Below are 22803 nucleotides of genomic sequence, written 5' to 3'. Positions count from 1 at the left end.
GTCGACAGCGGCTGCAACGCGTTCAGCACGACCCGGCCGGCCTCCACCTCCGACGTCCGTACTCCGTGGCCGACCCGCACCCGAGCCGGGCCGTGGGCCTCTGTAGGCGGGCCGTCAGGGTTGTCGTGCCCTCTTCCGTCAGGGAGCCGAACAGGCGCAGGCGGGAGATGCCGCCGTCGGGATAGATGTCCACGCGCGCGTGCGTGCCGACGGCGGGGGCCGTGAGGACGAAGCGGTGGTTGGTGTCGGGCTGGAGGCGGGTGCGCGGGAGGATCTGGGTCCATTCGCCTTCCTCGCCGTCCCGGACCGAGACGGACGCCCAGCCCGCGCTGTTGCCCTTCAGGTACGCCGTGTCGATTTCGAGCGCCCGGATCTGCGACCGGGCCACCAGCCGGTAGCGGATCCAGTCGTTGCCCTGGTCGCGGCGGCGGCGGGTCTCCCAGCCGTCGTCCATCTTCCGGGAACGGCCCGGCTGGATGGTGTTGGACGCCGGCGAGTAGAAGAGGTTGGAGGCGTCCTCGGCCCGGCCGCCGTTCTCCAGGGCGACCACGTCGAAGGTGCCCAGGACCTCCAGCCACTTCGGATCGGGTACGACCTCGCCGTACGCCCGCAGCCGCGCGATGCCGCCGTCGGGGTGCTGGTTGACGCGCAGGTGGGTGAAGCACTGCTCGACCGATACGGCGAAACCGTTCGCGGCGTGGCCGCCGACCGGCGTGCGCGGGACGAGCGTCGTCCACTTCACGTCGTCCCCGAGGAGCTGTGCCGGGGACGGGCACCCCGGCACCGAGGTTCCCTCGACCGACACCGCCTGCGGGTAGTTGCCGCGGAAGTGGGCGGTGTCGACGACGATGCCGTGGATCACGCCCGGCGCGCCGAGGCGGACCAGCGCCCAGTCGTGGTCCTCGGCCGTCGGCCACGGGTGGTCGGCCGAGGCGCCCCGGCGGCGCCTGGTCTCCCAGCCGTCCATGATCTTGCCCTTGTGGCCGAAGTGTTCGGGGTCGAACTCGGCGGGGCCGGGCAGCAGCAGGTTCTCGCGCTGGGCGAAGAACTCGTCGTTGGCGGCGATGACCCCGGCGCCGAGCTGTCGGTCGGCGAGGTTGGTGTACTGGGTGAAGGGGAACGCGGCGGTCCGGTAGTCCGCGTACGGATCACCGCCTCCGTAGGGGTTCGCGTCGCCGGTGAAACTCTCAATCGCCGTCACGGTGATCAGGTCTGCCTTTCGGAGTCGCCGCCGCGGGTGCGGATACGGATGCGGAGACAAAGGGGGATTCCGGGGCCACGGCTGGGCTGGTGGCCCGGCGGTTCAGGGGGTCCGGGTTCGCGTGAGCAGCCGTCCCTTCGGCTCGGTGAACTCGCCGTCGGCGACGACGCGTTCGCCGCGCAGCCAGGTGGATCTCACCACGCCGTGCAGGGTTCTGCCCGCGTACGCCGTCACGCGGTTGCGGTGGTGCAGGGCGGCCGGGTCCACGGTGAAGGTGTCGTCGGGTGCGAGGACCGCGAAGTCGGCGTCCCGGCCCGCCTCGATGGCCCCCTTCTGCCGCAGACCCACCAGGTCGGCCGTCCGCTCGGACATCCAGCGGACCACGTCCTCCAGGCCGTGGCCGCGCCTGCGCGCCTCGGTCCACACCGCGGCAAGGCTCAGCTGGAGGCCGGAGATGCCGCCCCAGGCGGTGGCGAAGTCGTCGGTCTTCAGGTCGGCCGTGGACGGCGAGTGGTCCGTGACCACGCAGTCGATCGTGCCGTCCGCCAACGCCTGCCACAGCAGATCCTGGTTCGCCGACTCGCGTATCGGCGGGCAGCACTTGAACTCGCTGGCGCCGTCCGGCACTTCCTCGGCGGTCAGGGTGAGGTAGTGCGGGCAGGTCTCGACGGTGACGCGGACTCCGTCGGCCTTGGCGGCGGCGATCAGCGGCAGCGCGTCGGACGAGGACAGGTGCAGGACGTGCACCCGCGCGTCCAGGCGCTTCGCCTCGGCGACGAGCTGGGCGATCGCGGTGTCCTCGGCGTCGCGCGGGCGGGAGGCCAGGAAGTCGGCGTACCTGGGGCCGCCGTGCTGCGGAGCGGCGTCCAGGCGGTGCGGGTCCTCGGCGTGCACGATCAGCAGGCCGCCGAAGGACGCGATCCGGGCGAGGGACCGGGCGAGTTCAGGTCGGCCGAGGTGCGGGAACTCGTCCACGCCGGACGGCGACAGGAACGCCTTGAAGCCGAAGACACCGGCGTCGTGCAGCGGGCGCAGGTCATCGACGTTGTCGGGCAGGGCCCCGCCCCAGAAGCCGACGTCGATGTGCGCCTTGTCGGCGGCCACGTCGCGCTTCGTACGGAGATGGTCGACGGTGGTCGTCGGCGGGAGGGAGTTGAGCGGCATGTCGACGAGGGTGGTGATGCCGCCGGCGGCCGCGGCGCGGGTGGCGGTCCAGAAGCCCTCCCAGTCGGTGCGACCGGGGTCGTTGACATGCACATGGGTGTCGACCAGGCCGGGCAGCAGGACGTCGTCGCCGAGATCCTCCAGACGGGCGCTCTCGGGCACGGGAGCGTCGTACGGCAGGACGGCGGTGATCGTCCCGGCGGCGACCGCGACCGAGGCGGCGCGCGTCCCCTCCGGGGTGATGACACGTGTCGAGCGCAATACCAGTTCTACGTCGGACACCCGGGCCCTCTTTCGCTCCGCTGTTCACTTCCACGTAACGGAATTCAACGTTCTGTTGAAGGAGTCTTGAGTCTTCACTCCCCTCTCCGAGCCGTCAAGGGCACACTTCCCCACAGGGCGACGACGCGCCCGGTCTGGACGTTTCCACAAAGTGGAAATAGGATTCCGGCACGCAGAACGTAGCTAGGTACAAGCAGGGAGTCAACCGACCGGCGGGTAGGATTCTGCTCTTCCCGCCTGCGCCGAAAGGAACGCGCCGTGCCGACGTCCAGCGCCAGCACCACCGACTCCGCGAAGTCCGCCAGCGGCGGAGTCCAGTCCCTCGAGCGCGCCTTCGATCTGCTCGAGCGGATGGCGGACGCGGGCGGCGAGGTGGGCCTGAGTGAGCTCTCCGCGAGCAGCGGGCTGCCACTGCCCACCATCCACCGCCTCATGCGCACCCTCGTGGTCTGCGGGTACGTCCGCCAGCAGAGCAACCGCCGCTACGCGCTCGGCCCGCGCCTGATCCGGCTGGGCGAGTCCGCCTCCCGCCTGCTCGGCACCTGGGCGCGCCCCTACCTCGCCCGCCTGGTCGAGGAGACCGGCGAGACGGCGAACATGGCACTGCTGGACGGGGACGAGATCGTCTACGTGGCCCAGGTGCCGTCCAAGCACTCGATGCGCATGTTCACCGAGGTGGGCCGCAGGGTGCTGCCGCACTCGACCGGCGTCGGAAAGGCGCTGCTCGCCAACGTTCCGGACGGCGAGGTGCGCGCCCTGCTCTCCCGGACCGGTATGCCCGCCGCCACGGAGAAGACGATCACCACGCCGGACGGCTTCCTCGCGGCACTGGAGGACGTGCGGCGCCAGGGCTACGCGGTGGACGACAACGAGCAGGAGATCGGCGTCCGCTGCCTCGCGGTCTCGGTACCCGACTCCCCCACCGCCGCCGCGATTTCGATCTCGGGCCCGGCCGGCCGGGTCACGGAGGCGGCGACGGACAAGATCGTGCCGGTGCTGCAGCAGGTGGCGTCGGAGTTGTCGGAGGCACTGGCGAGCTCGACGCCGCCCGCCTGAGCGCCCCACCAAAAGCCCGGCGGCGAACCGGCCCTCGACATCTGGGCGGCGCAAGTCCCGACGCTGGAGTCAGCGGCGCGGCGGCTCTCCGAAGAGGTCCACCGCGCTGCGCACCTCCGACAGCGCCGGGGCCAATGCGCTCACGGACCCGATCGCCCCGGCGATCAGCAGCAACGACCGGCGCAGAAGAGGGATTTCGGGGGTGCCGTCGATCGTCATCGCGGCGAGGGCGGCGAGTTCGTCCTCCGCGATGGCACGGTCGGGGAACTCGGCTGGATGTGCGGCGAGTTCGCGGCGCAGCCGGGACACCGCGGTCCGCAGCCCCGCCACTTTGAGATCCTCGTCGCCGCCGGCCACCGGTCTCTGTCCCAGACTCCGCAACACAGCCGTCCCCCTAGCACGCCGTTGTGCGCCCGCACGTTCCCGTCCCTCCGGGCACTACCCTTGGGCGCTGGTCGGGCGCCGGGGGACGCGGGTCAGTAAACGCCACCCGACGGCGGATGCGCCACCGTAAGGACCGAAATTCAGCCCTTCGGAACCGGGCGTACGCCTGCGCGTCAGGTATGCAGGACGCATGACGGACAACGAACAGCGGCCGGCCGGTCTGCTCCTGGCGGCCGGGGGCGGACGGCGGCTCGGCGGACGACCCAAGGCCCTGCTGCCGTACCGGGGGCGGCCCCTCGTCGAGTACGTGGTCGGCGAGCTGCGCGCGGCCGGCTGCACCCGCGTCCACGTGGTCCTCGGGGCCGCTGCCGCCGCCGTACGGGAACGGGCGGAACTCGGTGGCTGCGTGCTGGTGGAGAACCCCGACTGGGCCGACGGGATGGGCTCCTCGCTGCGGGCCGGGCTCGGCTCGCTCGCCGGGACGGGGGCGCGGGCCGCGCTGGTCTCGCTCGTCGACCAGCCCGGCATCGGGGCGGCGGCGATGGCCCGGGTGCTCGCCGCCGGACGGGACGAGACGTCGCTGGCCTCGGCCGCCTATGAGGGGGTGCGTGGGCATCCCGTCCTGCTCGGCGCCGCCCACTGGTCGGGCGTCATGTCCGGTGCGACCGGCGACCAGGGGGCGCGCGCCTATCTGAAGGCGCGGGCGGAGGCGATCACGCTCGTCGAGTGCGGGGACGTGGCGAGGCCGTTCGACATCGACACCGTCGCGGACCTCAAGCACCTTGAGTGAATACCCCGGGTCCGAGCGCCACCTTGCCTCGACGCAGAGAGTCTTGATATCAACAAACGATTGAAATTCCACGATGAGGAAACTAGTATCCACTGTCCAGAAGCATCCGGTCCCTCCCCCGGGTGTTCCTCGCCCCCACCCGGGTCGCCCGGCACCCGGTGCCAAGCTCGCTGAAGGAAGTGACAGCACATGTCCGCACCAGCGCCGTCCCCGCTGGCCATCGTCGACGCCGAGCCCCTGCCCCGGCAGGCGGAGGTCCTCACCGAGGGGGCCCTCGCCTTTGTGGCCGAACTGCACCGCCGGTTCACGTTCCGGCGTGACGAGCTCCTCGCCCGGCGCGCCGAGCGCCGCGCCGAGATCGCCCGCACCTCCACGCTGGACTTCCTCCCGGAGACGGCCGCGATCCGGGCGGACGACTCCTGGAAGGTGGCCCCCTCCCCGGCCGCCCTCGACGACCGGCGGGTCGAGATCACCGGCCCCACCGACCGCAAGATGACCATCAACGCCCTCAACTCGGGCGCCAAGGTCTGGCTCGCGGACTTCGAGGACGCCTCGGCGCCGACCTGGGAGAACGTCGTCCTCGGCCAGCGCAACCTGATCGACGCGTACACCCGGAACATCGACTTCACCGACCCGGGGTCCGGCAAGTCGTACGCCCTGAAGGACGACAGCGAGCTCGCCACCGTCGTCATGCGCCCGCGCGGCTGGCACCTGAACGAACGTCACCTCGTCGACGCCGACGGCACCCAGGTCCCCGGCGCCCTCGTCGACTTCGGGCTCTACTTCTTCCACAACGCCCAGCGCCTGCTCGACCTCGGCAAGGGCCCGTACTTCTACCTCCCGAAGACGGAGTCGCACCTGGAGGCCCGCCTCTGGAACGACGTCTTCGTCTTCGCGCAGGACTACGTGGGCGTCCCGCAGGGCACCGTCCGCGCGACCGTCCTGATCGAGACGATCACGGCCGCGTACGAGATGGAGGAGATCCTCTACGAACTCCGCGACCACGCCTCCGGGTTGAACGCTGGACGTTGGGACTACCTGTTCTCGATCGTCAAGAACTTCCGTGACGGCGGCGCCAAGTTCGTCCTCCCGGACCGCAACGCCGTGACGATGACCGCCCCGTTCATGCGGGCGTACACCGAACTCCTCGTCCGTACCTGCCACAAGCGCGGCGCGCACGCGATCGGCGGCATGGCGGCGTTCATCCCGTCCCGCCGGGACGCCGAGGTCAACAAGGTCGCCTTCGAGAAGGTCCGCGCCGACAAGGACCGTGAGGCGGGCGACGGCTTCGACGGCTCCTGGGTCGCCCACCCCGACCTGGTCCCGATCGCCATGGAGTGCTTCGACAAGGTCCTCGGCGACCGGCCCCACCAGAAGGACCGGCTCCGCGAGGACGTCCACGTCGAGGCGGCCGACCTGATCGCCGTGGACTCGCTGGACGCCAGGCCGACGTACGACGGTCTCGTCAACGCCGTCCAGGTCGGCATCCGTTACATCGAGGCCTGGCTGCGCGGGCTCGGCGCGGTCGCCATCTTCAACCTCATGGAGGACGCTGCGACCGCCGAGATCTCCCGCTCGCAGATCTGGCAGTGGATCAACGCGGGCGTCGAGTTCGAGCACGCCGGGACCACGTTGAAGGTCACGCCGGAACTGGCCCGTGAGGTCGCCGCCGAGGAACTGCGCACCATCCGCGCGGACCTCGGCGAGGAGGCCTTCGCGGCCGGTCACTGGCAGCAGGCCCACGACCTGCTCCTCGAGGTCTCCCTCGACGAGGACTACGCGGACTTCCTGACCCTGCCGGCCTACGAACAGCTCAAGGGCTGACGCTCACGCGGGTGTGTCCGAGTGGCTGGCCCCCGGCCGCGCCGTCATCCCAGGTGCACCGACCAGTCCTGCTCCGCGGCCGGTTCGCCGTGCAGGTCGGGGACCCGTTTGAGCCAGTTCGGCCGTCCTCGTTGGGTCCGCGCCGCCCGCTGGGCCTCCTCGGCGGCGCGTTCCTCCCGGGTGGGGAAGTCGGTGGGCAGCCAGGCGGCGGAGGCCCGCACCCGCGCGTGCAGATAGTCGACGTACGCCTCGCGGACCTCGTCCGGGGTCCGGGAGCCCGCCTCGTCGGCCAGCCAGGCGTCCGGGACCTCGGCGGCGATCGCCCGCAGCAGATCCCGGGTGACCCTGGGCGCCAGCTCCGCGTCGGCGGCCCGCACGTCGGGCGCGCTGTGACCGAGCGCGTGGTGGCGGAAGTCGTACGCCTTCTCGGGGTCCGCGCCGTCCCAGCGGTGGTGGAAGACGAGCGCGGCGCCGTGGTCGATCAGCCACAGCCGTGGGGGCGCGATCCCGAGGGTCGGCCAGACCATCAGGTTGGAGCTGTGGACCGTACGGTCGACGTTGACGGTCAACGCGTCCAGCCAGACGATCCGGCCCGCCTCCAGCGGGTCGACGGGGAAGGTCTGGGCGATCTCCGGGGTGAAGTCCGCGGCACCCGGGAGGTAGTCCATGCCCAGGTTGAGTCCCGCGCTCGCGCCGTGCAGCTCCCGCACCTCCTGGTGGGGCTCACTGTCGGCGATCGCCGGATCGAACTCCACGAGGACCAGCTCGGGGAACCGCAACCCCAGGGCGCGCGCCAGTTCACCCACGATCACCTCGGCGACCAGCGCCTTGGTGCCCTGCGCCGAGCCGGTGAACTTGACGACGTAGGTGCCGAGGTCGTCGGCCTCGACGACGCCGGGTACAGAACCGCCGGACCGCAGGGGCGCGACATAACGGGTCGCCGTGACCGCCCTCAGCATGTTCCCGGGCCAGACACCTCAGGAGCCGCGGCTGCCATGCTCATCTCCCTGCCTCCCGAGCCGTCCGCCGATGACCGTGCGCCCCCTCGGACCCGGCCTCGGGCATGAAGTGTGCATAGTAACTGGGTGTTTCGACCGGCGAGGAGCTACCGCGCCATCGCGCACCGTCTCCCGGTCGTCTCACCGCCAGGGCCCCGGCCGCACTGGTGAGGGCACCACGGCAGCGTCAACCGATCGCCGTCGCCACCGTCCTCGCGCTCCTGGGCACCGGCACCGCCTCCAGCACCAGTACGGCGAGGTCGTCCTCGATCGGCTCGGAGCTGAAGTCGTGCACGGCTCGCCGGACGCATTCCGCGACGGCCTTCGCGCCCAGTCCCACGCATCTGCGCAGCACCTCCGCCAGGCCGTCGTCGTCGTCCAACTGCCGTGCGCCCCTGCGTCGTTCGGTCACGCCGTCGGTCACGCACAGCAGCGACTCACCGGGCGCCAGGGTGAGGGAGTTGACGTGGAACTCGGCGTGCTCCTCGATGCCGAGCAGCATCTGCGGGTCCGCGGCCGGCGTCACCGCGCCGTCCGCCGCCAGCCGCAGCGGGGGCGGGTGCCCGGCGCAGGCCATGGTGCACCGTGCGCCGCCGGCGACCGGGTCGGGCTCCAGCTCCCCGTACAGCAGGCTCAGGAACCGGGAGCCCTCCCGCTCGCCGCGGAGTGTCATGGCCTCGGCGACCTCCTCCGCCATGGCGTGGTTCAGCCGGTTGAGCAGGGACTCGACGCCGTGTCCCTCACGTGCCAGCACCCGCACCAGGTGCCGGACCAGGCCGGTGACGGACATCGCCTCCACGTCGTGGCCGCTCACGTCGCCGAGCAGGAAGCACCACCGGCGGTCCTTTATCGGGAACAGGTCGTAGAAGTCCCCGCCTACGGTCTGGCCCTCACCCCAGGGCTCGTAGACGATCGCTGTGTCGACGCCCGGAATGGCGGCGAGGGAGGTGGGAAGCTGCCTGCGCTGGAGCGTCCGGCTGATGCTCGCCTGCCGTGTGTAGTGGCGGGCGGTGACCACCGCCTGCGCCATGCGCCGGGCGACGTCCTCCGTGAGGCGGACCACGGCGTCCGTCAGCTGCGGCAGCCCCGCCTGGCCGATCAGCAGGGTGCCGTGGTACATACCGCCCGCGACCAGGGGGAACGCCAGCGCCGAACCGCCCGTGTGCCCGGCGCCTCCCGACGCGGGCCAGGGCCATGAGACACCGGTCGTGCTCAGCCCGGCGGGCGGGCGGTCCTGCTCCAGAACGTGGCGGAGCGCGTGGATCTTGCGTTCGTCCGTGTGCCAGACATGCGAGAGCCGCATCTCGGCGTTGTCCGTGGTCAGCCATACGGCGCACCAGTCGGCGAGTCTGGGCACCAGGAGTTGTCCGGCGAGCGCGGCGACCATGTCCTCGTCCAGCTGCCCGGCGAGGAGTTCTCCGGCCTCGGCGAGGAACGACTGTCCCGCACGCTCGGCCCACTCGGAGTTGCGGGCCGTGCTCTCGCGCGGCAGGACGGACGCGGGGACGGACGGCCCGCGGCGGACGTCCTCGGCGAGAGGACCGTCAAGGCCCTGCTCCGCGATGGCGAGCGGGGTCACCGTCGCGCACTCCAGACGGAACCAGGTGACCGTCCTGGTGAGCCGGTAGGTCACCCCCCAGGAGTCGGCCAGGGCGCGCATCAGCTGGCGCCCATGGCCGCGCACGCGGCTCGGTACGTCGTCGCCGTCGCCGTCGCCGAAGCTGCCGGCAGAGCCGCGCTCCACCACCTCGACCACGACACCCACACCCTCGGGATGGGACCGCGCGGAACCGTCCGAGATGCCAGGACCGGCCTCGATACGGCAGGCCACCTCGACCTCGAACCCGGATTGCGCGACAGCGCTGGTGACCAGCTCACTGACGAGGAGCACGGCGTCGTCGACGGACCGGTCACTGATCGTCGGCGCCCCGGGCGACTGCGGTGCGGTCCGCTGGGCGAGCACGGCGCGCAGGAACTTACGCGCCGCCGAGGCCGCGAGCTCGTTGGCGGGTACGCGCATCCGAGCAGCCGCCGCACGCGGATCAGGGGACCACCCCACTGGCGAACCCCCTGCCAAGGTCTAGCTGCCGACGAATACAGGTCGAATGTAGCCTAAATAGTAAGCGATCGTGTGTTTGTCCTGAAATGTGTGGCGCCATGGAACCTCATCCCGAGTCCGAACCCGCTTCCCCGCGGCCCGAGTTCCGGGACCGGGAGCCCGCCGGAACCAGCCCCGAGAGCGCAGGCCGGCCCGCCTCCGCCCGGGACGGCGAGTGGGTGCGCGTGGCCGAACTGCGTCCGCTGCTGGCCGCCATGAACTCTCTGTGTGACGGTGACTTCACCGTGCGCATGGGACACCTGCCCGAAGGGGTCCTCGCCGACATCGCGGGGGTGTTCAACCAGGTCATGACGCGCAACGCGCACCTGGCCGCGGAGCTCGAGCGGGTGCGGCGGGAGGTGGTCCGGCCGGGGCGGCTGGACGAGCGGCTCACGGCGAGTCCCGGGCCGGGAGGGTGGACGACGAGCGTGGACGCGGCGAACGCGCTGCTGGAAGCGCTGGCCGTCCCGATCGTGGACGTCACGCGCGTCCTCGACGCCGTCGCGGACGGTGATCTGACGCAGCGCGCCGAGCTGCACGACGGCAGGCGCCCGCTCCACGGCGATCTACGGCGCCTGGGGAGCGGGGTGAACCGCATGGTGGAGCAGCTGTCGCTGTTCACCGGCGAGCTGACCCGCGTCGCCCGCGAGGTCGGTACCGAGGGCCGTCTCGGTGGGCGCGCCACGCTGGAGGGGCTGACCGGCGACTGGCGTCACGTGACCGAGGCGGTCAACGCGATGGCCTCCCGGCTGACCGCGCAGGTGCGCGACATCGCGGTGGTGACCACGGCGGTCGCGCGCGGCGATCTGACCCGGCAGGTCACGGTGGAGGCGACCGGAGAGCTGCTGGAGCTGAAGCTCACCGTGAACACGATGGTCGACCAGCTGCGCGCGTTCGCCGACGAGGTCACCCGGGTCGCGCGCGAGGTCGGCACGGAGGGGCAGCTGGGCGGCCGGGCCCAGGTACCGGGGGTGTCCGGGGTGTGGAAGGACCTCACCGACAACGTCAACTTCATGGCGTCGAACCTGACCTCGCAGGTGCGCAACATCGCCCAGGTCACCACCGCCGTCGCCACCGGAGACCTGAGCCAGAAGATCGCGGTGGACGCCCGGGGCGAGATCCTGCAGCTCAAGAGCACCGTGAACACGATGGTCGACCAGCTGTCGGCGTTCGCGGGCGAGGTGACCCGCGTCGCCCGCGAGGTCGGTACCGAGGGGCGGCTCGGTGGCCGGGCGCAGGTCCGCGGGGTGTCCGGGGTGTGGAAGGACCTCACGGAGAACGTCAACTTCATGGCGGACAACCTCACCTCACAGGTGCGCAACATCGCCCAGGTGGCCACGGCCGTCGCCCAGGGCGACCTCGGCAAGACGATCACCGTGGAGGCGAAGGGCGAGATCCTGGAGCTGAAGTCGACGATCAACACGATGGTCGACCAGCTCTCCGCCTTCGCCGACGAGGTCACCCGCGTCGCCCGCGAGGTCGGCACCGAGGGCAACCTGGGCGGACAGGCGCAGGTCCGCGGGGTCTCCGGCGTGTGGAAGGAGCTGACCGACAACGTCAACTTGATGGCGTCGAACCTGACCTCGCAGGTGCGCAACATCGCCCAGGTGACCACGTCCGTCGCCAACGGCGACCTGTCGAAGAAGATCACGGTCGATGCCCGCGGCGAGATCCTGCAGCTGAAGGACACCGTGAACACGATGGTCCAGCAGCTGCGCGCGTTCGCCGACGAGGTGACCCGGGTCGCCCGCGAGGTCGGCACCGAGGGATCACTGGGCGGCCGGGCGCAGGTCCGCGGGGTGTCCGGGGTGTGGAAGGACCTCACCGACAACGTCAACTTCATGGCCGACAACCTCACCTCGCAGGTCCGCAACATCGCCCAGGTGGCCACGGCCGTCGCCCAGGGCGACCTGTCGAAGAAGATCGACGTGGACGCCCGCGGCGAGATCCTGGAGCTGAAGACCACCATCAACACGATGGTCGACACGCTCTCCTCGTTCTCCTCCGAGGTCACCCGCGTGGCCCGGGAGGTCGGCAGTGAGGGGCAGCTGGGCGGTCAGGCCCGTGTCGAGGGCGTCTTCGGAACGTGGAAGCGGCTGACCACCAACGTCAACGAGCTGGCCCTGAACCTCACCACCCAGGTCCGGGCGATCGCCGAGGTGGCCGGCGCGGTCACCCAGGGCGACATGTCCCGCGCCATCACGGTCGAGGCAAAGGGTGAGGTCGCCGAACTTCAGAACAACATCAACCTCATGGTCTCCAACCTCCGCGAGACCACCCGCGCCAAGGACTGGCTGGAGTCCAACCTCACCCGCATGGCCGCGCTCATGCAGGGCCACCGCGACCTGGTGGAGGTCGCCGACCTGATCCTGCGCGAGCTGACCCCGCTGGTGAACGCCCAGTTCGGTGCGTTCTTCCTGGCCGAGGCGGGGGCGCCGCCCGGCGAGGGTCTGCAGTTCATCGCCGGGTACGGCACCGACCAGGCCGGCGGGCGGGGCCCGCTCCCCGGTACGGGCACACCGGGGCGCGGACTGATCGCGCAGACGGCGCAGGAGAAGAAGCGCATCCTCATCACGGACGCCCCACCGGACTACATCACGATCAACTCGGGGCTGGGCACGGCCCGTCCGGCCAGCATCGTCATCCTGCCCATCCTCTTCGAGGACCAGGTGCTCGGAGTGATCGAGCTGGCCTCGCTCAGCAGGTTCAGCGATGTGCACCTGGCCTTCGTCGACCAGTTCGTCAACACGATCGGCGTCTCGTTCAACACGATCATCGCCAACTCGCGTACCGAATCGCTGCTGTCGGAGTCTCAGCGGCTCACCTCCGAGTTGCGTGAGCGGTCGGACGAACTCCAGCGTTCCAACGCCGAGTTGGAGGAGAAGGCCGCCCTGCTCGCGACCGCCTCCCAGTACAAGTCGGAGTTCCTCGCGAACATGTCGCACGAGCTGCGCACGCCGCTCAACTCCCTGCTGATCCTGGCCCGGCTGCTCGCCGACAACCCCGACGGGCACCTGGGCGAGCAGGAGGTGCAGTTCGCGACCACCATCCACCGCTCGGGTTCGGACCTGCTCCAGCTGATCAGCGACATCCTCGACCTGTCGAAGATCGAGGCCGGGCGGATGGACGTGCGTCCGAGGACCCTCCCGCTGATCAAGCTGCTCGACTACGTCCACGCGACCTTCCGTCCGCTCACCATCGATCGCGGTCTGGGTTTCGAGATCGCGGTCGACAAGGACGTACCGGCCGAGTTGTACTCCGACGAACAGCGCCTCCAGCAGGTGCTGCGCAACCTGCTGTCCAACGCGGTGAAGTTCACCCACGACGGCAGCGTGGAGTTGCGCGTCAACCGGGTGCCCGGGGAGCGGTTCGAGGAGGAGACGCTCAGAAACGCGGAAGCCGTCATCGCGTTCTCCGTCAGGGACACCGGGATCGGTATCGCCCCCGAGAAGCTCCCGCAGGTCTTCGAGGCGTTCCAGCAGTCGGAGGGCACCACCAACCGCAAGTACGGCGGTACCGGCCTCGGTCTGTCCATCAGCCGGGAGATCGCGGGGATGCTCGGCGGCAAGATCGTCGCCGAGAGTGAGCCGGACGTGGGTTCGCGGTTCACCCTCTACATCCCCTCGTACCACCCCGGAACCCTGGCCTCGCAGGGCACGCCGGACCTACGCACCGTCGGCGTCGCGCCCGCGCTCGCCTCCGAGATTCAGGCGCCGGCGAACCTCGGGGAGGACGGGTCACCCGACCGCGCGCTCGACGGCGGGAGGACCCTGAGCGCCGACCTCCTGGCTCCGGACCGCCACGCGGACGACCAGAAGGGCAAGGCGACCACGGGGACCGCCGAGGGCCGCGAGGACACCTGGCCGGAGACGACTCGGCTCAAGGAATGGCTCACCGGGCGCCCCGGCCGTGTCCTGGCGGGCCGGCGCATCCTCATCGTCGACGACGACATCCGCAATGTCTTCGCCCTCACGCATGCGCTGGGCCGGGTCGGTATGACCGTGCGGTACGCGGAGAACGGCCGGGAGGGCCTCGAGGTCCTGGAGCGGTCCCCCGAGGTGTCGCTGGTGCTGATGGACATCATGATGCCCGAGATGGACGGGTACGAGGCCATCCAGACCATCCGGGGCACCCCTCGGCTCGCCCACCTGCCGATCATCGCGCTCACCGCCAAGGCGATGCCCGGGGACCGCGACAGGGCGATCGAAAGCGGTGCCAACGGCTACGTACCCAAGCCGGTGGACATGGACCGCCTGCTGTCGGTCATCTGCGATCTGCTCGACCCGCAGAGCGCCCCCCCGGCACCGGCGCGGGACCTCGGCGTCGCCGACGAACCGCCGGACTCGGACGAGACCGCCGACGATCCGCCGGACTCGGACGAGACCGCCGGCGCTCCGCCGGACTCGGACGAGACCGCCGGCGCTCCGCCGGACTCGGACGAGGACGCCGACGATCCGCCCGGAGGCACGCCATGAGCCCCAAGCCGACCGAGACGGGCAGCATCCTCATCGTCGATGACATCGAGGAGAACCTCATCGCGTTCGAGGCCGTGCTCAGTCCGCTGCACCAGCACCTGGTCCGCGCACGCTCGGGGGAGCAGGCGCTGAAGGCGATGCTGCGCCAGGATTTCGCGGTCGTCCTGCTGGACGTCCGGATGCCCGGCATGGACGGCTTCGAGACCGCTGCCAACATCAAGCGCCTCGACCAGACCAAGCACGTGCCCATCATTCTGGTGACCGGCACCGAGAGCGCCGCTGAGTACGCCTACAAGGGATACGCGATCGGAGCCGCCGACTTCATCGCCAAGCCCATCGATCCGTGGGTGCTGCGCACCAAGGTCAACGTCTTTCTTGATCTGCACCGAAAGAACCGCCAGTTGGCGATGTACGCGGTGGCGGAAGACGCGGCCCGGCTCACGGACATCGCGGAGATCACCGAACGGCTCGCCCAGATCGAGCTGCTGCTGCGCGACAGGCCGGACACCGAAGCGGCGGGGCTCGCCGACCGCGTCGCGGAGGTGGAACGCGCCGTGGGCGCGCTCCTGCCCGGTCCTACCGGGACCGAATAGACGCTCACCCGGCGAGCGGGTTGGGCAGCGGTCGGTAGCGGGCGTCGGCGCCGTCCGCGCCGGTCCAGCGCAGCAGCAGGTTCGTCTTGCCGGGCAGGGTGGGCGAGGTGAGCAGGGCGGCGGCCTCCGGGAGGTCGTGCCGGGACAGCTCACGGCGGACGGCGGGCCAGAGATCCAGGCCGGGCGTCCGTTCGGCCAGGGCCGCGGCGATCTCCGCGAGGTGGTTGACGACCAGGCAGTACACGAGCCGCTCCCAGCCGGCCGCCCGGGACACCTCCGGCAGCAGCTTCACGCCCTCGGCGTCCCGGAACAGGGCCTGCACGGGTGTGCCGTCGGCGTCGACGGCGACCAGGGTGTTCTGCAGATGCGCTTCGAGTACGACGCCGTGGTCGCCGAAGGCCGCCAGGGCCGGGGGCACGACCTGGGCCAGGTAGGCCTCCCACCATGCCGCCGGGTCCGGCGCCCCGTCGAGCGGGCTGCCCTCGAAGCCCTCCGCCAGCCCGGCGGCCAGCAGCGGGGTCGCGCCGGGCAGGAGGTGGCCGCGCAGTCCGTCGCGGACGAGCACGGCGAGTTCCTCGAAGGCGAAGGCCGCGGTCCGGTACCCCGTGTCGCTCAGCCAGGCCGCCGGTCCGTCGACCGCGGCGAGGGCCTCGCGGGCCGCTGTGTCCGTCCGGCGGAGCTTCAGCAGGTCGTGCCGCCACAGCCGGCGGATGTCGTTGGTGATGCGCACGTCGAGGCTGAACTTCAGGAAGAGGTCCCGGTCCGGCGCGTACACCGTGCGGATCGCCGCGGTCGGCCAGGTCTCGAACGGGGTCTCGCCCAGCCGGATCAGGCGGCCGTCCGCGAAGGCCGGGGCGAGGGCGGGGGCGGCGAGATCCAGCTGCCAGGGATGGGCGGGCAGCAGCCGGTAGCCGGGCGGGGCCGCACCGAGCGCGTCCAGGGCCGAGGTGTCGCCGTCCTCGACGACCGTGTCCGACCGCACGCCGAGCAGGATCAGCGGGAAGCGGGCGTGCGCCTCGGGGGCGTAGGGCAGCCAGTCGGCGACGGGGCCGCCGCCGCGCGCCTTGGGAGCGGGGTGGTGGGGGTGGCCGGTGATGAGGGACTGCTCGGAGCGCAGATAGGGGTCGTGCGGCGGGGCCACCCGGGCGCGGGCGGTGAGCAGAGCCGCGACCGCGTCCCGGCTGTCGATCATCTCGGTGGGCAGGTCGGGATTGGACAGGCCGGTGTGCCGGACCAGCTCCTCGGCGACCAGTTTCACGAGTTCGGGGTGGCCGACGCGCCGCCAGCCGCCTTCCGCGTGGACCTCGGGTTCGGCGGGCCGCCGCTGTCCGTACACGCGCAGCAGTCTGCCGCCGGGCAGCCGGTACACGCGGCGGGCGCTCGGTGCGGCGGGCTGCTCGACGGGCTCGGCCACCTCCCGCAGCAGGCAGTTCAGCAGGGGCGCCGCCGCGTAGGCGTCGGCGCGGTCCGTGACCTCGTCGACGTCGTCGCGCGGGGCAGCGGCGGCGTCGGCGTCGGGCGGGGGAAAGGGATCCACGCGTTCCACTCGTTCTCTACGGTCCGTTCGGGCGGCGATGATCAGTATGTCTGCCGTCACCACCTGTCGTGACATCCCATGCGTACCCGAGGAGCCCGCCCGTGCACAGTCCCCCCACCGCCGAGGCCGCGGTCGCCGAGGAGCTGGCCGTCGTACGCCCCGGCCTCGTGTCGCGGTACGCGGCCGAGCTGCCCGGGGCCCGAGCTGCCGTCCTGACCCGGTTGTGGCGCGCGCTCGCCCATGAACCGCTCCCCTGGCTCACGGACCGCGCGGACGGCCCCGACGGGCTCACGCTGCGTCTTGCGGACGGCCGCAGGCTGCACGGCCCGCGTCCGGACCCGTACGCCACCGCCGCGTACGTCCGCGCCGTACGACTCGACGAGGTGGCGTACGACGACCCGGCGCGGCTGATGACCGACCTCGCCGTGGCGCACGGCAGCGCCTTCGCTGTCGAACTCGGCCACAGTGTCGCCTCGTTGGCGCTGTCCCGGGCCGGAGCGCCGGAACCCTCGGCCACCTGGCCTGTGCACGACTGGGAGTGGGAGCGGCGGGTGGTCGACGGGCATCCGTACCACCCCGGTTGCCGTTCCCGGCCGGGTTTCTCGGTGGCCGAACAGCTCGCCTACGGGCCCGAGCACGGGCCGCTGGTGCGACTGGGGCTGCTGGCGGTGGCGGCGGGCGAGTGCCTCATGACGGGTGGCTGGCCGGACGAACTGCGGGACGGTGAGCGGTTGTTGGTGCCGACGCATCCCTGGCAGGCGGAGCATGTGCTGAAGCGGACGTGTGACACCGGGATCGACGCGCGTCCGCTGATGTCCCTGCGCACGCTGGAGCTGCCGGGCGCGTTCGACGAGCCCTGCGGACCGCATGTGAAGACCGCGTTGAGCGCCCGGCTGACGTCGTCGGTGCGGGACATCTCCGTCACCTCGGTCGCGGTGTCCGCGACCCTGTCGGCGTTCGCGCAGACACTGGCCGCCCGGCTGGACGGTCTGCTGCACATCACCCGCACCCTGGGCGCGGTCACCGCCAACTCCCCTGACATCGCTGCGGTGTTGCGGGAGTCACCGCAGGCTTACGCGGCGCCGGGCAGTGGTGAGCGTGTGGTTCCGGTGGCCGCGCTCTCCACCACCGGGCTGTCCGACTCCCCTGCCTGGCTCGCCGACTTCACCCGTCTCGCGCTCACGGTGGGGCTGCGGCTGCTGGATCTGGGGGTGGCGTTGGAGGCGCACGGCCAGAACCTGCTGGTGGTGCTGTCCGCGACCGGTGCGCCCGTGCGGTTGGTCTACCGGGACCTCGCCGACATCCGGGTGAGCCCGGCCCGGCTGGCCCGGCACGGCATCCCGGTCCCGGAGCTGACCGGACGCCTCGTCACCGACGACGTGACGGCCCTGCGCCGCAAGCTGTTCGGTTCGCTGGTGGCCGGTTCGCTCGCCGGTACGGCGGGGTCGGCGGCGGCGTTGCGGGGGGCGCTTCAGAGCGCCGTACCGGATCTGCCGCGCACGCCGGACCTCGTCGCTCTGGTCGAAGAGCCGGTGCCCGCCAAGGCGTTGACGCTGATGCGGCTGTCGCCGGGGGCGCCCGGGGACCAGTGGACGGGGCTGCCCAACCCGCTGCGCTGATCGGCCGTTTTGGAGCCCGGCGCCGCCGATCAATAGGATCCGCCGATGATCACAAGTAAACGGCTGGCGGCGGGAGTGTGCGCCCTGCTCGCCGCCCTGACGGCCGGGATCGCGTTCCCGGTCGCGGCGGCCGCCGACGAGACCACCGCCAACGCACCGAAGGTCGACCTCGTCCTCGACGTCAGCGGTTCGATGCGAGCGAAGGACATCGACGGCCAGTCGCGGATGGCCGCCGCGAAGCAGGGCTTCAACGAGGTGCTGGACGCCACCCCCGAGGAGGTCCGGCTCGGTATCCGCACGCTGGGCGCCAACTACCCGGGGGACGACCGCAAGACGGGCTGCAAGGACACCGCGCAGCTGTACCCGGTCGGCCCACTGGACCGTACCGAGGCGAAGACGGCGGTGGCGACCCTCACGCCCACCGGCTGGACGCCCATCGGACCCGCCCTGCTGAAGGCGGCCGAGGACCTCGACGGCGGTGAGGGGTCCAAGCGGATCGTGCTGATCACTGACGGCGAGGACACCTGCGCCCCGCTCGACCCGTGCGAGGTGGCCCGCGAGATCGCCGCCAAGGGCATCGGGCTGACCATCGACACGCTCGGCCTGGTACCGAGCACCAAGCTGAGCCGGCAGCTCAGCTGCATCGCCGAGGCGACCGGCGGTACGTACACCTCTGTGGAGCACACCGACCAACTCACCGACCGCGTCAACCAGTTGGTGGACCGGGCGGCCGATCCGGTGGTGACACCGGTGGCGACGCGGGGCGCCGACACGTGCCCGAAGGCCCCCACCCTCAAGTCGGGCCTGTACACCGACCGCGAGGAGTTCGGCCAGGAGCGCTGGTACCGCGTGGAGGTGCCCGCGGGCAAGGAGCTGCGCGCCTCGGTGAGCGTGGCGGCCGACAGGACCGTCAACCCCGACTACGGGGCGCTGCTGCGGGCCGTCACCGTGCACGGCCGTGAGATCGTGCGCGGCGAGGCCGCGGGCAACGGCCGTACGGACGTCATCTCCACCGGGCTGCGCTACCCGAAGCCCGAGCGGGACGACGACGACAGCGACAAGCCGGCCGCCGAGACGGTGTGCCTCCAGGTGACCAACGCCTTCTCGGCGGCCTCCGGGGTGAAGGTCACGCCGGGCATGCCGCTGGAGCTGACCGTCGATGTGGTGGACGGACCGAGCGACGCGAGCGATGTGGCCTCCTTCGGCCTCGGACGCGGCTGGTGGCTGCTCGGCGTACTGATCCTCACCGGCTTCCTCGCCGGTCTCGTCTGGGGCTGGCTGTCGCGCTGGCGGGTCGCGGTCTGGAGGACCAACTGATGCGAATCACACGCGTGTTGAGCGCTTCGCTGCTGATGCTCGGGCTGGCGGTGCCTGCGGCGGAAGCCGACTCCTCGCCGTCCCCGAGCGCGTCCGACGGCGGTTCGGCGCCCGCCGCCGCGGGCACCTCGTTCCGTACCGCGACCGAGATCGAGCAGGGCCGGACGGTCACCGCGAACGGCTCCGCGGGCGACTACATGTACTGGTCGTTCCCGGCGGACGCGGGCCAGCGCCCCACCGTCGGGGCGAAGGTGAAGCTGCCCGCGGCGCACGCCGCCGAGACCTGGCAGATCGACGTGTACGACGGTCTGCGCCGGCGTCAGTCCTGCCAGTACGGCGCGCAGACGCGCACCGTCGCGGCGGGCACCGCCTCCGTGGAACTGACCTGTGTGCTGCGCACGGTCCGCGCCTGGTCGGAGCCGTGGGCGAACGACCCGCTGCCCGGCACGTACTACGTCCGGCTGACGGCCGTCGACCTCACCACGGCCGACCTGGGCCTGGCCGTCGACACGGAGCTGCGGGTCGACTCGAAGGACATCGGCGGGTCGGCCGCCGTGGACGGCTCGCTGGCGAAGCCGCTGGTGCCGGGTATCGCGGTCGCGTCGGAATCCGACACTTCCGAGTCCGACACGTCCTCCGACGCGGACAGTTCGTCCAACTCGCCCGTGCTGTCCGCGATCGAGCCCGATGACGGCTGGTCCTCCGGCTGGTGGTCCGACCGGTGGGTGTGGACCGCGATCGGCGGGGTGCTGGCCGCGCTCGCCGGGGTCGGCGGCTACCGGCTGACCCGGGGCACGGGGCGTCCGTCGCGGGTGCCGCCGGGCGCCTGACGGTTCATCGGGACAGGCCCGTCGCGGGGTGCCGCGGCGGACCTCTCCCGTGTCCTGCGCCCCTGTCCCGTCGCAGGTCACATGTCCCGCAACGCCTTCGCCAGGGTGCCGTCGCCGGTCACCGCGACGCGCCCCTCACGCACCGCCTCGGTCACGCTCAACTCGCCCCGCGCGACGGCCGTGCAGGTGGCCGTGTCCAGCACCAGCCGGGCGTCGGGCTCACCGGGGGCGGGGCCGTCGCCGTACACGGGACCGTCCTCGGCGCCGAGGAGGAGATGGAACTCCCCTTCCTCCAGCCGGACTTCGACGACGCCCTCGCCCTCGATCGCGCGCAGCAGCGGCAGCGCGAACCAGTGCGCGCGCACCGCGTCGGTGGGCCTCCGCTCCCCCAGCTCGGCCACCCCCCAGGCCCCCAGCGCCTGCAGCACCGGCAGCAACTCCCGTCCGCGTCCGGTGAGTTCGTACACCGTGGCCGCGCCGGGCGGCGGCAGCCGACGCCGGGTCGCGAGGCCGTCGCGCTCCATGTCCTTCAGTCGTGAGGCGAGGACGTCCGTGCTCACGCCCGGCAGGTCGGCGTGCAGGTCCGTGTAGCGGCGCGGGCCGGCCAGCAGTTCGCGGACGATCAGCAGGGTCCAGCGGTCGCCGACGACGTCGAGCGCCCGGGCCGCGGAACAGTACTGGTCGTAGCTTCGGCGAGGTGACATGCGACGCAGTCTAAACAAGTTGTTGGACTTTCCAAGCTCATACTTGGTAAAACCAAGCAACACCATGAACCGGAGGGGCGTAAGCGCATGGAGTTCCGGCAGTCGAACAAGCTGAGCGAGGTCTGTTACGAGATCCGCGGCCCGGTGATCGAACACGCCGACGCACTGGAGGCGGCCGGCCACAGCGTGCTGCGCCTGAACACCGGCAACCCCGCGCTGTTCGGCTTCGAGGCGCCGGAGGAGATCCTCCAGGACATGATCCGCATGCTGCCCCAGGCGCACGGCTACACCGACTCGCGCGGCGTCCTCTCCGCCCGCCGGGCGGTGGCGGGCCGGTACCAGACGCTGGGTCTGCAGGTCGACGTCGACGACGTCTTCCTCGGCAACGGCATCTCCGAGCTGATCTCGATGGCCGTACAGGCGCTGGTCGAGGACGGCGACGAAATCCTCATCCCGGCCCCCGACTTCCCCCTCTGGACAGCCGTCACCACCCTCGCGGGCGGCAAGGCGGTGCACTACCTCTGCGACGAGCAGGCCGACTGGTACCCGGACCTGGACGACATGGCGTCCAAGATCACGGACCGCACCAAGGCCGTGGTCATCATCAACCCGAACAACCCCACCGGCGCGGTCTACCCGAAGGAGATCATCGAGGGCATCCTCGACCTCGCCCGCCGGCACGGCCTGATGGTCTTCGCCGACGAGATCTACGACCAGATCCTGTACGACGACGCCGTGCACCACTCGGTCGCCGCGCCCGCCCCCGACCTGGTGGTCCTGACCTTCTGCGGCCTGTCGAAGACGTACCGGGTGGCCGGCTTCCGGTCTGGCTGGCTGGTGGTCACCGGACCGAAGCAGCACGCCAGGAACTATCTGGAGGGCCTGACCATGCTGGCCTCCATGCGGCTGTGCGCCAACGCGCCCGCGCAGTACGCCATCCAGGCCGCGCTCGGCGGCCGCCAGTCCATCCACGAACTGACCGCGCCCGGCGGCCGGCTGCACGAACAGCGCACCGTGGCCTGGGAGAAACTCAACGAGATCCCCGGCGTGTCCTGCGTGAAACCGAAGGGCTCGCTGTACGCCTTCCCACGCCTCGACCCCAAGGTCCACAAGATCCACGACGACGAGAAGTTCGTCCTGGACCTGCTGCTGAGGGAGAAGATCCAGGTGGTCCAGGGCACCGGCTTCAACTGGCCGACCCCCGACCACTTCCGCATCCTCACCCTCCCCCACGCGGACGACCTGGAGGCGGCGATCGGGCGGATCGGACGGTTCCTCGGCGGGTACCGACAGTGACGGCCTCCTAACCTGGCCGTATGACTGATCTCTTCCTGGTGCGGCACGGTGAGACCGAGTGGTCGCGGTCGGGCCGGCACACCGGCCGGACCGACGTCCCGCTGACCGAGCACGGCCGTGCCGAGGCGCGGCGGCTGGTTCCGCTGGTCCGGTCGCACCGGATCGCCGCCGCCCTCGTCAGCCCGCTGCGACGGGCCCGGGAGACCGCGGAGCTGATCGGGCTGCCCGACGCGCGGGTCGACACCGACCTCGTCGAGTGGGACTACGGCGGCTACGAAGGGGTCACGACCGCCGAGATCCAGCGCACCCGACCGGACTGGTTCCTGTTCACGGACGGGGTCACGCCCGGACCCCCGGAGCGCCCCGGGGAGAGCCCGGAGCAGGTCGGTGAGCGTGCCGACCGGGTACTGGCCACGGCGGACGCGGCCGCCGCCGACGCCGAGGGCGCGGTCGTCCTGGTGGCGCACGGGCACTTCCTGCGCGTCCTCACCGCCCGGCGGCTGGGGCTGTCCGCGGCACACGGCGCGCTGTTCCAGCTGGCGACGGGAACGCTGGGCCGCCTGGGCACGGAACACGGGCGGCCGGTGATCGCCGAGTGGAATGTCAGACCCGGACCGTAGTCTCGGACACAGGTG

Annotated in this window: 17 protein-coding genes; 10 read left to right on the top strand and 7 right to left on the bottom strand. The window is 71.4% G+C overall.

Annotated features, from left to right (window positions below; genetic code table 11):
- Positions 1-22: 22 nt before the first annotated feature.
- A complete protein-coding gene (gene alc / locus ABZ027_RS38845; RefSeq protein WP_356776998.1) occupies positions 23-1201 on the bottom strand; it encodes an allantoicase in 1179 nt (392 codons plus the stop codon).
- A gap of 102 nt (positions 1202-1303) precedes the next feature.
- Positions 1304-2647, bottom strand: coding sequence for an allantoinase AllB (allB, locus tag ABZ027_RS38840; RefSeq protein WP_356776996.1), 1344 nt, complete (start codon positions 2645-2647; stop codon positions 1304-1306).
- A 258-nt stretch (positions 2648-2905) separates the two neighbouring features.
- Here allB and ABZ027_RS38835 point away from each other — a divergent pair, with 258 nt between their 5' ends.
- Entirely contained in the window at positions 2906-3703 is a 798-nt protein-coding gene (locus ABZ027_RS38835; RefSeq protein ID WP_356776994.1) for an IclR family transcriptional regulator, read from the top strand.
- 69 nt (positions 3704-3772) lie between these two features.
- Here ABZ027_RS38835 and ABZ027_RS38830 read toward each other — a convergent pair whose 3' ends face one another.
- Entirely contained in the window at positions 3773-4087 is a 315-nt protein-coding gene (locus ABZ027_RS38830) for a DUF5955 family protein (protein ID WP_356776992.1), read from the bottom strand.
- Positions 4088-4277: 190 nt separating this feature from the next.
- Here ABZ027_RS38830 and ABZ027_RS38825 point away from each other — a divergent pair, with 190 nt between their 5' ends.
- Together ABZ027_RS38825 and aceB are read left to right on the top strand one after the other, a co-directional pair.
- Entirely contained in the window at positions 4278-4877 is a 600-nt protein-coding gene (locus ABZ027_RS38825; RefSeq protein WP_356776990.1) for a nucleotidyltransferase family protein, read from the top strand.
- 189 nt (positions 4878-5066) lie between these two features.
- Positions 5067-6701, top strand: coding sequence for a malate synthase A (gene aceB / locus ABZ027_RS38820; protein ID WP_356776988.1), 1635 nt, complete (start codon positions 5067-5069; stop codon positions 6699-6701).
- A gap of 44 nt (positions 6702-6745) precedes the next feature.
- Here aceB and ABZ027_RS38815 read toward each other — a convergent pair whose 3' ends face one another.
- Together ABZ027_RS38815 and ABZ027_RS38810 are read right to left on the bottom strand one after the other, a co-directional pair.
- Complete coding sequence (locus ABZ027_RS38815) at positions 6746-7660, bottom strand: HipA family kinase (protein WP_356776986.1); 915 nt, start codon at positions 7658-7660, stop codon at positions 6746-6748.
- Positions 7661-7886: 226 nt separating this feature from the next.
- Positions 7887-9719, bottom strand: coding sequence for a SpoIIE family protein phosphatase (locus ABZ027_RS38810; RefSeq protein ID WP_356776984.1), 1833 nt, complete (start codon positions 9717-9719; stop codon positions 7887-7889).
- A 293-nt stretch (positions 9720-10012) separates the two neighbouring features.
- On the opposite strand from ABZ027_RS38810, the gene ABZ027_RS38805 reads away from it, so the two are divergent.
- Both ABZ027_RS38805 and ABZ027_RS38800 read left to right on the top strand, forming a co-directional pair.
- Positions 10013-14272 (top strand): HAMP domain-containing protein, encoded by a 4260-nt coding sequence (locus ABZ027_RS38805; RefSeq protein ID WP_356777000.1) that lies wholly within the window; start codon positions 10013-10015, stop codon positions 14270-14272.
- Positions 14269-14865: a response regulator gene (locus tag ABZ027_RS38800; protein WP_356776982.1), complete on the top strand. Its 597-nt coding sequence runs from the start codon at positions 14269-14271 to the stop codon at positions 14863-14865. The genes ABZ027_RS38805 and ABZ027_RS38800 overlap by 4 nt, the downstream gene beginning before the upstream one ends.
- A gap of 4 nt (positions 14866-14869) precedes the next feature.
- Here the strand turns inward: ABZ027_RS38800 and ABZ027_RS38795 are convergent, their stop codons facing one another.
- Positions 14870-16402 (bottom strand): IucA/IucC family protein, encoded by a 1533-nt coding sequence (locus ABZ027_RS38795; RefSeq protein ID WP_356776980.1) that lies wholly within the window; start codon positions 16400-16402, stop codon positions 14870-14872.
- Positions 16403-16503: 101 nt separating this feature from the next.
- Between ABZ027_RS38795 and ABZ027_RS38790 the strand changes: the two genes are divergently transcribed.
- The 3 genes from ABZ027_RS38790 to ABZ027_RS38780 are packed head-to-tail and all read left to right on the top strand — an operon-like array spanning position 16504 to position 20168.
- The gene (locus tag ABZ027_RS38790; RefSeq protein ID WP_356776978.1) at positions 16504-18021 is read left to right on the top strand and encodes an IucA/IucC family protein; all 1518 of its coding nucleotides are present in this window, start codon (positions 16504-16506) and stop codon (positions 18019-18021) included.
- A gap of 45 nt (positions 18022-18066) precedes the next feature.
- Entirely contained in the window at positions 18067-19338 is a 1272-nt protein-coding gene (locus tag ABZ027_RS38785) for a VWA domain-containing protein (protein ID WP_356776976.1), read from the top strand.
- The gene (locus tag ABZ027_RS38780) at positions 19338-20168 is read left to right on the top strand and encodes a hypothetical protein (RefSeq protein ID WP_356776974.1); all 831 of its coding nucleotides are present in this window, start codon (positions 19338-19340) and stop codon (positions 20166-20168) included. The genes ABZ027_RS38785 and ABZ027_RS38780 overlap by 1 nt, the downstream gene beginning before the upstream one ends.
- Positions 20169-20245: 77 nt before the next feature.
- Here ABZ027_RS38780 and ABZ027_RS38775 read toward each other — a convergent pair whose 3' ends face one another.
- Positions 20246-20872 (bottom strand): winged helix-turn-helix transcriptional regulator, encoded by a 627-nt coding sequence (locus tag ABZ027_RS38775; protein ID WP_356776972.1) that lies wholly within the window; start codon positions 20870-20872, stop codon positions 20246-20248.
- 87 nt (positions 20873-20959) lie between these two features.
- On the opposite strand from ABZ027_RS38775, the gene ABZ027_RS38770 reads away from it, so the two are divergent.
- Positions 20960-22168: a pyridoxal phosphate-dependent aminotransferase gene (locus ABZ027_RS38770; RefSeq protein ID WP_356776970.1), complete on the top strand. Its 1209-nt coding sequence runs from the start codon at positions 20960-20962 to the stop codon at positions 22166-22168.
- 20 nt (positions 22169-22188) lie between these two features.
- Entirely contained in the window at positions 22189-22788 is a 600-nt protein-coding gene (locus ABZ027_RS38765; protein ID WP_356776968.1) for a histidine phosphatase family protein, read from the top strand.
- The last annotated feature ends 15 nt before the right edge of the window (positions 22789-22803 follow it).

The organism is Streptomyces sp. NPDC006332 (assembly GCF_040612855.1).
Classification (GTDB): Bacteria; Actinomycetota; Actinomycetes; order Streptomycetales; family Streptomycetaceae; genus Streptomyces.
This window is presented reverse-complemented; position numbering and strand designations above follow the sequence as displayed.

Excerpts from the sequence above, each read along its gene's own strand:
- ABZ027_RS38810 (WP_356776984.1), bottom strand. The coding sequence starts at position 9,719 with ATGCGCGTACCCGCCAACGAGCTCGCGGCCTCGGCGGCGCGTAAGTTC.
- ABZ027_RS38775 (WP_356776972.1), bottom strand. The coding sequence starts at position 20,872 with ATGTCACCTCGCCGAAGCTACGACCAGTACTGTTCCGCGGCCCGGGCG.
- ABZ027_RS38770 (WP_356776970.1), top strand. The coding sequence starts at position 20,960 with ATGGAGTTCCGGCAGTCGAACAAGCTGAGCGAGGTCTGTTACGAGATC.
- aceB (WP_356776988.1), top strand. The coding sequence starts at position 5,067 with ATGTCCGCACCAGCGCCGTCCCCGCTGGCCATCGTCGACGCCGAGCCC.
- ABZ027_RS38805 (WP_356777000.1), top strand. The coding sequence starts at position 10,013 with ATGAACTCTCTGTGTGACGGTGACTTCACCGTGCGCATGGGACACCTG.
- ABZ027_RS38765 (WP_356776968.1), top strand. The coding sequence starts at position 22,189 with ATGACTGATCTCTTCCTGGTGCGGCACGGTGAGACCGAGTGGTCGCGG.
- ABZ027_RS38800 (WP_356776982.1), top strand. The coding sequence starts at position 14,269 with ATGAGCCCCAAGCCGACCGAGACGGGCAGCATCCTCATCGTCGATGAC.
- ABZ027_RS38815 (WP_356776986.1), bottom strand. The coding sequence starts at position 7,660 with ATGCTGAGGGCGGTCACGGCGACCCGTTATGTCGCGCCCCTGCGGTCC.
- ABZ027_RS38785 (WP_356776976.1), top strand. The coding sequence starts at position 18,067 with ATGATCACAAGTAAACGGCTGGCGGCGGGAGTGTGCGCCCTGCTCGCC.
- ABZ027_RS38825 (WP_356776990.1), top strand. The coding sequence starts at position 4,278 with ATGACGGACAACGAACAGCGGCCGGCCGGTCTGCTCCTGGCGGCCGGG.
- ABZ027_RS38780 (WP_356776974.1), top strand. The coding sequence starts at position 19,338 with ATGCGAATCACACGCGTGTTGAGCGCTTCGCTGCTGATGCTCGGGCTG.